We start from the raw sequence: 8,478 nt of genomic DNA on the forward strand, positions 1-8,478 counted from the left end.
TCCCGTGGAACTTCGTCGCCGCGCTGCCGTGGAACCTGCTGGTGGCGGGCCCGCTCTCGCGCTGGGTCTTCCGCCGCGCGTTCCCTGAGGGGACGGTGCTCGCGGAGCCGGTCTGCGCGTAAGCGGGCGCCCGCAGCTCTCCCGGCAGATCGGGCCACCGACGGAACCCCACGGCATCGCGTTCGGGGCCCTCCGGCATGGCCTCACCGCATTGTATGCCGTGAGAGAAGGCTCGGAGCCTGTGCGAGGCACACGCCCGCGAGAATCACCACCACGCCCAGCCACTCGACGACGCCGAGCGGCTCGCCGAGCACGACCATGGCGATGAACAATCCCGCGGGAAGCTCCGCAGCGGCCATGACGGTTGAGAGGCCTGCGGGCAGGTGTGGCGACCCCAGGCCAAAGAGCAGCACGGGGCACATGAGGCCGAAGAAGCCCGCGACCGCGGCAAAGGGCAGGATGCCCTGGAAGACGACGCCCGACACCAGGTAGTCCGGGAACACGGTGAGCGACATGACGCCCGCCCCCAGGCACACGACGAGGCCGCGCTGCTCGTTGGAGCAGAGGGCCTTCACCTTACCGGAGAGCGTCACGAAGAGCGAGCAGGTCACGGCGGCGCCGAGCGCGCAGAGGAGGGCCACCGGGTCGTAGCCCGCAAGCCCCGTCCTGTAAACGCCGCTCGCGAACACGGTGCCGAACACGATGACCGCCGCCGAGGCGACCTCCACGAAGCGCGGAGCTCGGCGCGTCATGATGGTCTGCCAGACGAGCCCCATCCACGTGAACTGGAAGAGCAGCGTGAGCGCCACCGGTGCGGGCAGCACGCTCATGGCGTAGCAGTACAGAATCGAGGTCGTGCAGGTGAGGGCACCGAGCCCCATGAGTTTGAGCACCTGCTTGCCGGAAAGACGCTGCCACCGCACACCGCGCAGACGGCCGAGAAGCACCGCGAGCCCGAAGAACAGGAAGCCGAACCACGCCTGGCTTGCAACCACCTGCGCGGAGGTGAAGCCCGCCGCGTAGGCGAGCTTGTAGGTGGTCGCCATCGCCCCATAGCAGGCGCCGCCCGCGAACACCTGGAGTGCCGCCACCGCCCGGCGGCGACCCGAGGGCGCCATCCCCGCAGACGGCATCGGCCGATCGATCACGTTTTCCATAGCCGTTCCTCCTCTCGCCCCGCAACGCGAGGCTTCGGCTCGTTACGCCTCGAGCTCTCGGAGGAAGGCCGTCCGCACCGCCATATGGTCGATGTGTACGAAAAGGCCGCACAACCGGAGCTCCCGTTGTGCGGCAAAAAGGTGGCTTACGCCCAGAAAAGTCCACACGCTTTTAGACGAACTGACTGTACGGGCCTTGGTTGCGGAAGTCAAGCAGGGGCGAGAAGTTCTTGTCGACGCTTGACACGGCGTGGGGAGTGCCCATAATGGGGCTCGAAAATCCCAGCGGATTTTTCCGGATGCCGCCATCATCTTTTCGCCGCTCACCTGTCCTTGGGCAGATGGGCGGTTTTTCTATATCGCGGTTTCCGGCGAGAGAAAGGGCAGCGTATGGCAAGCGATCTCATCGACCTCATCAAGACGCGCAGGAGCGTGCGCAGCTACAAGGCGGACCCCGTCCCCCAAGAGCTGCTCGACACCGTGCTTGAGGCGGGCACCTACGCGCCCACGGGCGGCGGGCACCAGTCGCCGGTGATCGTGGCCGTGACGAGCCCCGAGACCCGCGAGCGCCTGCGCGCGCTCAACGCCGCCGTGATGGGCAAGGAAGCCGACCCGTACTACGGCGCGCCGGCCATCGTGGTGGTGCTCGCCGACGGCGGACGCGGCACCTTCGTGGAGGACGGCTCCTGCGTGCTCGAGAACCTCATGCTCGCGGCGCACGCCGTGGGCCTCTCCAGCTGCTGGATCCACCGCGAGCGCGAGATCTTCGACAGCGAGGAGGGCAAGGCGCTCCTCAAGGAGTGGGGCCTGCCCGAGGCGCTGCGCGGCGTAGGCTCCATCGCGCTGGGCTACGCCAACGGCCCCGAGCCCGCCGCCGGCCCGCGCAAGGAGGGCTATGTGGTGCGCGTTTAGCTCAAACAATTCACACGTTCCGGAAAGGGGCGCTCTGCCGGCAGCATCGATGCTCCCAGCAAAGCGTCCCCTGTCCGCCTGCGTCGCTAAAGACGAGTCCTCACGCTGCTCACGCCGTGGAGCATCTTCACAAACGCCGGATCGTCGTGGTTCACGATCTCGCTGTGGTCAAGGGTGAGCTCGGCAATCTGCGCCATGTCATCTGCGGTAAGCTCGAAGTCCCACACGTCGATGTTCTGCTCCATGCGGTCGCGGTGCACGGACTTGGGGATAACCACCACACCGCGCTGGATGTTCCACCGCAGAGCCACCTGAGCCGCGGTCTTGCCGTACTTCTCGCCGATCGCGGTGAGGACGGGGTGCGTGAAGATGCCGTGGTTGCCCTCGGCGAAGGGGCCCCACGCCTCGGGCACCACGCCGTACTCGCGCATCGTGGCAAGCGCCGCCTCCTGTGAGAAGAACGGGTGCAGCTCCACCTGGTTCACGGCAGGCGTCACCTCGACGGTCTCGCAGAAGTCCGCCAAGCGCGCCGGATAGAAGTTGCACACGCCTATGGCGCGGATGGTGCCAGCGCGGTACGCCTCCTCCATGGCGCGCCAGGCCCCCACGTAGTCACCGAGCGGCTGGTGGATGAGGTAGAGGTCCAGGTAGTCAAGACCGAGCTTGTCAAGCGAGGTCTGGAGCGCCGCCTTGGCACCCTCGTAGCTCGCGTCCCGCACCCAGAGCTTGGTGGTGACAAAGAGCTCCTCGCGAGGCACGCCGCTCTCGCGAATGGCGGCGCCCACCGCCTCCTCGTTCATGTAGGCGGCCGCCGTGTCGATGAGGCGGTAGCCGCAGTCGATGGCGTCGAGCACCGCCTGCTTGCATACCGCAGGGTCCGGCACCTGGAACACGCCGAAGCCCTCGCACGGCATCTCGATACCGTTGTTGAGCGTCACGGTCTGAACGTTTGCCATGGTAGATTCCCTTCTTGTCTGGCTGCGCTGTTTCTTGTCACCACCATCATGCTGCGGCAATCGGTGACTGCACCCTACGCATTCGAGCAATTACCATGCATAATGTGCATACTATGAGCAGAGCGTTCGCACAGCCCCCAGGAGACGTCCATGACCATCGATCAACTCGAGCACATCGCCGCCGTTGCGCGGACGGGATCGATCTCCCGCGCCGCCGCCGAGCTCCATATGTCCCAGCCTGCGCTCAGCCGCTCCATCCGGCGGCTTGAGGACGAACTTGGCTGCGGCCTGTTGCGCCGCACCGCGAACAGGTCGGCGCTCACCGAGGCAGGCCGCATCGCGGCAGACTACGCCGACGACCTGCTCCGCACTTATCGGCGCATGCGAGAAGAACTGTCCTCGCTCGAGACGCGCCAACGCACGCTGAGAATCGGCACCTGCGCTCCAGCCCCGCTCTGGCGCGTCACGCAGCTCGTGGTGGAGACGGCGCCTGGCACCATCGTCGCTTCGGAATCCCTTGATGAGCAGCATCTGCGGCGCGGTCTTATGGAGGGCACGCTCGATGCCGCCATCATGCTCAACCCGCTCGTGCTCCCCGGTTTCATCTCGCAGCCCGTCATGACCGAGAGCCTCTCGGTGCTCCTGCCGCGCACGCACCCGCTCGCGAGCAAACAGACGCTGCGTTTTTGCGACATCGACGGCGAGACCTTCCTCATATACACCAACATCGGCTTCTGGCGCAGCATCGTCGAGCGCGAGCTGCCGCATGCGACATTCCTCTGGCAGGAGGATCGCTCGATGTTTGAGATTCTGCTCTCCACGAGCGATGCTTTCGCGTTTAGCACCGAGGCGGCAACGCCGTATACATCGCATCAGACCGAAAACGTTGCCCGCGTCGCGGTCCCGCTCAGCGACGCCAGCGCCCGCGCGACGTTCTATCTTGTGTATCGCACGGACGGGCAGGGCAAGGGCTCTGAGCTCATCGAGCGCGTGCTACCACGGCTCTCTCGCTGAGCCCCTCCCCGCGCGCACTCGTTGCGCCTCACGCTAGAGCCCGAAGAGCCCCGCCGCCGCGGCCATCTTGTCGGCAACCTTCACGCCAAAGGGACAGCGGCCCTCGCACGCGTGGCAGGCGATGCAATCCCCCGCATGGGCATCGAGCGCGCGATAGTGGTCGCGCACAGAATCGGGTACCTCGTTGTGCAGGGCGGCGAGGTCGTAGAACTTGTTGACCGTGGGGATGTCGATGCCCTTGGGGCACGGCGCGCAGTGGCCGCAGTAGGTGCACTGACCCAGGTAGGCGTGGCGTGGCGCCCCGGCGAGCACGCTCGCATAGTCGCGCTCCTCGGCAGAGGCGGTCTCGTAGGCAACGGCCTCGACCACGTGCGCGGGAGTGGAGAAGCCCACCATGATGCTCGCTACCGCCGGGCGCGTGAGCGCGTAGTGGATGCACTGCACGGGCGTGAGCGCCACGCCGAAGGGCGAGGTCGCCGCGTCGAGCAGACGGCCGCCGGCGTACCCCTTCATGACGGTGATGCCCGTGCCCGTCTCCTCGGCGCGCGCGTAGAGCTCGGCGCGGTCGGCGTTGATGCCGCCCTCCCCCACGCCCGTGTAGTCGCCAAAGAGGTCGTCGAGGTTCTCAGTCGCGGGCATCATGTCAAAGGCCGGGTTCACCGAGAAGAGCATCGTCTCGATCTCGGGGTTCTCGGCAACGCGTCGCGCGACCTCGGTGTTGTGCGTGGAGAGACCGATGTGGCGGATGGTGCCCGCCGCGCGCAGCTCGCGCACGTAGCGCATGAAGGGGCTGTCGCCCAGAACGATCCGCTCGTACTCCTCAACCTTGTCCACGTAATGGATCATGCCCAGGTCAACGTAGTCGGTGTGGAAGCGGGCGAGAAGATCCTCAAAGGCCGGCTTTACCAGCGTCAGATCGCGCGTGCGCGTATACTGCCCGTCAACCGTGACCGACCCCAGGTGCCCCTGGATGACCCAGCGCTCGCGGCTGCCGAGCTCCTGGAGCGCGTCACCCAGGTTGGAACGGCGCGTGGCGTCGTTCATCCAGCAGTCAAGGATGTTGATGCCCGCCTCCTCTGCGGCGCGCACCACCTCGAGCACCTCCTCGGGCGACCCGTCCATCCACTCGCCGCCAAAGCCGATCTCGCTCACCTCGAGTCCCGTACTGCCGAGCTTGCGGTAGTTCATGGCCCCTCCTCGCAAATCGCCCCCTCATCTCATACAGGATAATAACCGCGCATCGCGAGTCCGGTTGACGCCGCAACATGCAACAGGCGGCATTTTCTAAGCAGCCATCTACCTGCGGAGATGCAAATAGTCACAGGTAGATGGGTCGTTTTCGGTGCTTAGAAAATCGAGGTCGTTGTAGGGCGACACGATTCACATCACCTACAACCGCACCAGCAAAGAGCTCGAGCAGCTCTATCACGCCTACGCGCGCCACGCGGGCGCCTCGGACGCCGCGCTGTGGCTCCTGTACGTAATCCGCCTTGGCGGGAACAACCTCACACAGGCGGCCATCTGCGCGGACTGGCACTATCCCCCGCAGACCATCAACTCCGCGCTCAAGCGGCTCGAACCTCGCCATGCCGTTCGTGGTCATCAACTTTGCCGTGTCGGACCTCATCGGCGTGGGGTCGTCGGTCGTGATCTCGCTTCTGCTCGGGCGCGGAGAGCGCCGGCAGGCTAACAACGCCTTCACCTGCTCCGTCCTGCTCATCGTGGGGCTCGGCATCGCGCTGGGGGCGGCGCTCTTCGCCGGGGCGCCGCGGGCGAGGTGCTCGCCCTCTCGCGCGGCGCGCTTGGCCTCTTCACCATCACGTACCTCTTCCGCTGGCTCTCCTTCGCCACGCAGAGCTACATGAACGCCATCGCCAAGCCGCTGCCGGCATCGATCATCTCCGTGAGCGCGGCGCTTGTCTTCCCGCTCGCGCTGCTCGTGGTGCTGCAACCGCTCGGGCTCACGGGCATCTGGCTCAACTTCCCCGGCACAGCCGTGCTCTGCGCGCTGCTCTCGGCAGGCACACTCAAGGCAGCGAGCGCCGAGACGCACCGACCGGACGTCGCTCGGGAAGGGACGCGCCAAGCTAAATGAGCGAATGCCCCACCTTGTGTTGGACCCTGCATCACCCCCCCGTTCCACGCCATCAGCCCTGTAGGGCATTTGGGGAGAGCGGCGCGGAGGACTACCGCAGCGCGCGGGCGAGAAGGACCACGAGCAGCGCGGCGCACGCAAGCGCGAAAGCCGCACCCAGAAGCGACGCGAGCCCCACGGCAACCAGCGCCACGGCACCAAACGAGAAGCCAGTCAGCAGCACGGACCCCAGCCGCACGGGTGCCACGGGATCGTCAAGCCCACACGACAGTGCGAGAAGGACGTCGAGCGCGCAGCAAAGAAGGACCACGGGCGCCGGGTCAGCCCCCACCGCGGCCGCCGCGAACCCGCCGACAGCCCCGCTTGCCACGAGCGTCACCGCGAGCGCGGGCAGCGCGTCGAGCACCAGCAGCTCAAGACGACCGAACGGCAGCAGGGAGCGCACGAGGCGGTTGCGACAGTCCTCCCGGAAGACGTGCCCGAGCTCGAGCGGCTCGCGCAGGGAGAGGCACGCGCAGACGAGCCAGCAGAGCGTCACGCCCACGCCGGGTCGCAGCGTCATGACGAGCGCACCCATGGGCACCAGGAGACAGCCCACCGAGAGCAGCCCCAGGAGCGCCGAGGGGCGCCGCGCGAGCGTCGCGAGCGCGTGGGAGACGGGCGCCAGGCGCCCGGGCCGGAAGCGCCAGGTTCTTCTCGCCCGACGGTTCCTGCGCGCGCGGCGACGGCGGCAGGCCTCCTTGTAGGCGCCGGCGTCCACGAGCGCGAGAAAGCGCAGCGAGCTGCGGGCGGCGTAGAGCTCGTTGTCATCGATGACGAAGGCCATGTCCGCGTAGCAGGACTTGTTGCCGGCCGTACCCAGAAGCAGCAGGTCGGCGAGAAGGACGACGACCACGGAATAGGCGCCGAGGGACAGTGCCCGGGGCAGCAGCGCGGCGAGCGGCGCGGCTGCGAGCAGGAGCGCCAGACCCGAGGCCGCCACGATCACGAAACCCACGACGGTGGCCGCGCGGCGGCGGCGCGGCCCGGCGACCGAGCGGGACAGCGCGGTGTCGAGCGCAAAGAGCCGCGCGGTCAGCATGAGGGCGGCGCACGCGGCGGCCCAGAGACCCAGGTGGTCGGAGGCAATCTCACCGAGCAGGGCCCCACCGAGCGCGGAGGCCAGCGCGATGACCGGCAGGTCGCGCAGGAGCCGCACGACGAAGAGCTCCTCGGGACGCACGACGCGCGCGAGCCAGGTGATGTCGGGAGCGGTCAGGCGCAGCGGGGTCTCGCGCAGGTCGGAGACACCCCACGCCACGAGGCCCGCCGTGGGCGCGAGAACGAGCAGCAGGTGCGCCAGCTGCGCAGAGAGCTCGGCACCCAGGCCCTCGCGCAGCTGCCCCACGATGTCGAGGACCTGCGCGAACGAGAGCGCGAGCGCAACGGCCATGAAAATCAGCAGGTAGAGCTGGTAGGCGCGGTCGAGGAAGTCCCGCTCCTCGTCTATGTCCGTCCCGGCGGCAAAGAGCAGGAAGCGGGCGTTCGCGCGCACGTGGCGCCGCTCTAGGCGGACGAGCGTACGCAGGCCAGCGCCGCGTGCCCCGCCGCCCACCTCAGGACTCCCTCGCGAGGGCGCCGTCACGCAGCGCGAACGAGAAGTCGGGCTCGATTCCCGGAACGTCGTGATGGCAGCTCAGGAGCACCGCCGTGCCCATGTGCGCCGCGGCGGCGAGCTCCTGGGAGAGCGTGAGCGAGGCCTCGCGGTCGAGCGGGCCGTGCGGCTCGTCGAGCAGCAGCACGCGCGGTCGCAGCGTGAGGGCGAGCACGAGGGCAAGCTTCTCGCGCATGCCGCGGGAGTATGCCGAGGGCGGCAGGCGCTCCTGACCGGCAAGCCCAAAGCACTCGAGCAGGCGCTCGGCGCGCGGCCGGGCGTCCTCGGCGCGGTTGGCCGCGAGCACGAGCTCCAGGTGCTCCGCGGCGGTGAGGTCGTCGTAGAAGGCGGGGACGTCCGGCACGAAGGAGAGCGTCCCGGGTACCAGGCGCGTGCGCCCCGTAAAGGGCTCGCCGGTCACCAGAATCTCCCCCGCGTCCGGCTCCAGCCAGCCCGCAAGGCAGCGGAAGAGCGTGGACTTGCCCGCGCCGTTGGGAGCGGTCAGAAAGGCGACCTGCCCCGCCGCCAGAGAGAAGGACACGTCCTCCCACACCGGCACGTCACCGTACCCAAAGCAGAGGTCCCGCACCTCGAGCACCGCGTCCTCCACGTGAGCCCCCTCTCATAGGATGCGGAGATGATACTCCCCCGCCGTCCGGCGTCAAGCCACCAACCCGCCAAACGGAGCCCCTCGACCCTGCGTCCCCGCCC

The 8,478-nt window shown here is 67.8% G+C and carries 8 protein-coding genes; 3 read left to right on the forward strand and 5 right to left on the reverse strand.

Going from position 1 to position 8,478, the window contains the following annotated elements:
• Positions 1–203: 203 nt before the first annotated feature.
• Positions 204–1,157 (reverse strand): DMT family transporter, encoded by a 954-nt coding sequence (locus tag B5F85_RS10290; protein WP_087316975.1) that lies wholly within the window; start codon positions 1,155–1,157, stop codon positions 204–206.
• A gap of 390 nt (positions 1,158–1,547) precedes the next feature.
• Between B5F85_RS10290 and B5F85_RS10295 the strand changes: the two genes are divergently transcribed.
• Positions 1,548–2,069, forward strand: coding sequence for a nitroreductase (locus B5F85_RS10295; protein ID WP_087316976.1), 522 nt, complete (start codon positions 1,548–1,550; stop codon positions 2,067–2,069).
• Between the two features lie 86 nt (positions 2,070–2,155).
• Here the strand turns inward: B5F85_RS10295 and B5F85_RS10300 are convergent, their stop codons facing one another.
• Entirely contained in the window at positions 2,156–3,025 is an 870-nt protein-coding gene (locus B5F85_RS10300) for an aldo/keto reductase (RefSeq protein WP_087316979.1), read from the reverse strand.
• A gap of 150 nt (positions 3,026–3,175) precedes the next feature.
• On the opposite strand from B5F85_RS10300, the gene B5F85_RS10305 reads away from it, so the two are divergent.
• A complete protein-coding gene (locus B5F85_RS10305; RefSeq protein ID WP_087316982.1) occupies positions 3,176–4,039 on the forward strand; it encodes a LysR family transcriptional regulator in 864 nt (287 codons plus the stop codon).
• 33 nt (positions 4,040–4,072) lie between these two features.
• Here the strand turns inward: B5F85_RS10305 and B5F85_RS10310 are convergent, their stop codons facing one another.
• Positions 4,073–5,227 (reverse strand): aldo/keto reductase, encoded by a 1,155-nt coding sequence (locus B5F85_RS10310; protein WP_087316984.1) that lies wholly within the window; start codon positions 5,225–5,227, stop codon positions 4,073–4,075.
• Positions 5,228–5,816: 589 nt separating this feature from the next.
• On the opposite strand from B5F85_RS10310, the gene B5F85_RS10315 reads away from it, so the two are divergent.
• Complete coding sequence (locus B5F85_RS10315; RefSeq protein WP_087316987.1) at positions 5,817–6,134, forward strand: hypothetical protein; 318 nt, start codon at positions 5,817–5,819, stop codon at positions 6,132–6,134.
• 91 nt (positions 6,135–6,225) lie between these two features.
• Here B5F85_RS10315 and B5F85_RS10320 read toward each other — a convergent pair whose 3' ends face one another.
• Both B5F85_RS10320 and B5F85_RS10325 read right to left on the reverse strand, forming a co-directional pair.
• Entirely contained in the window at positions 6,226–7,728 is a 1,503-nt protein-coding gene (locus tag B5F85_RS10320) for a hypothetical protein (RefSeq protein WP_087316990.1), read from the reverse strand.
• 1 nt (position 7,729) lies between these two features.
• Complete coding sequence (locus tag B5F85_RS10325; protein ID WP_087316992.1) at positions 7,730–8,377, reverse strand: ABC transporter ATP-binding protein; 648 nt, start codon at positions 8,375–8,377, stop codon at positions 7,730–7,732.
• Between the last annotated feature and the right edge of the window lie 101 nt (positions 8,378–8,478).

It is taken from the genome of Olsenella sp. An293 (genome assembly GCF_002159495.1).
Lineage (GTDB): Bacteria > Actinomycetota > Coriobacteriia > Coriobacteriales > Atopobiaceae > Thermophilibacter.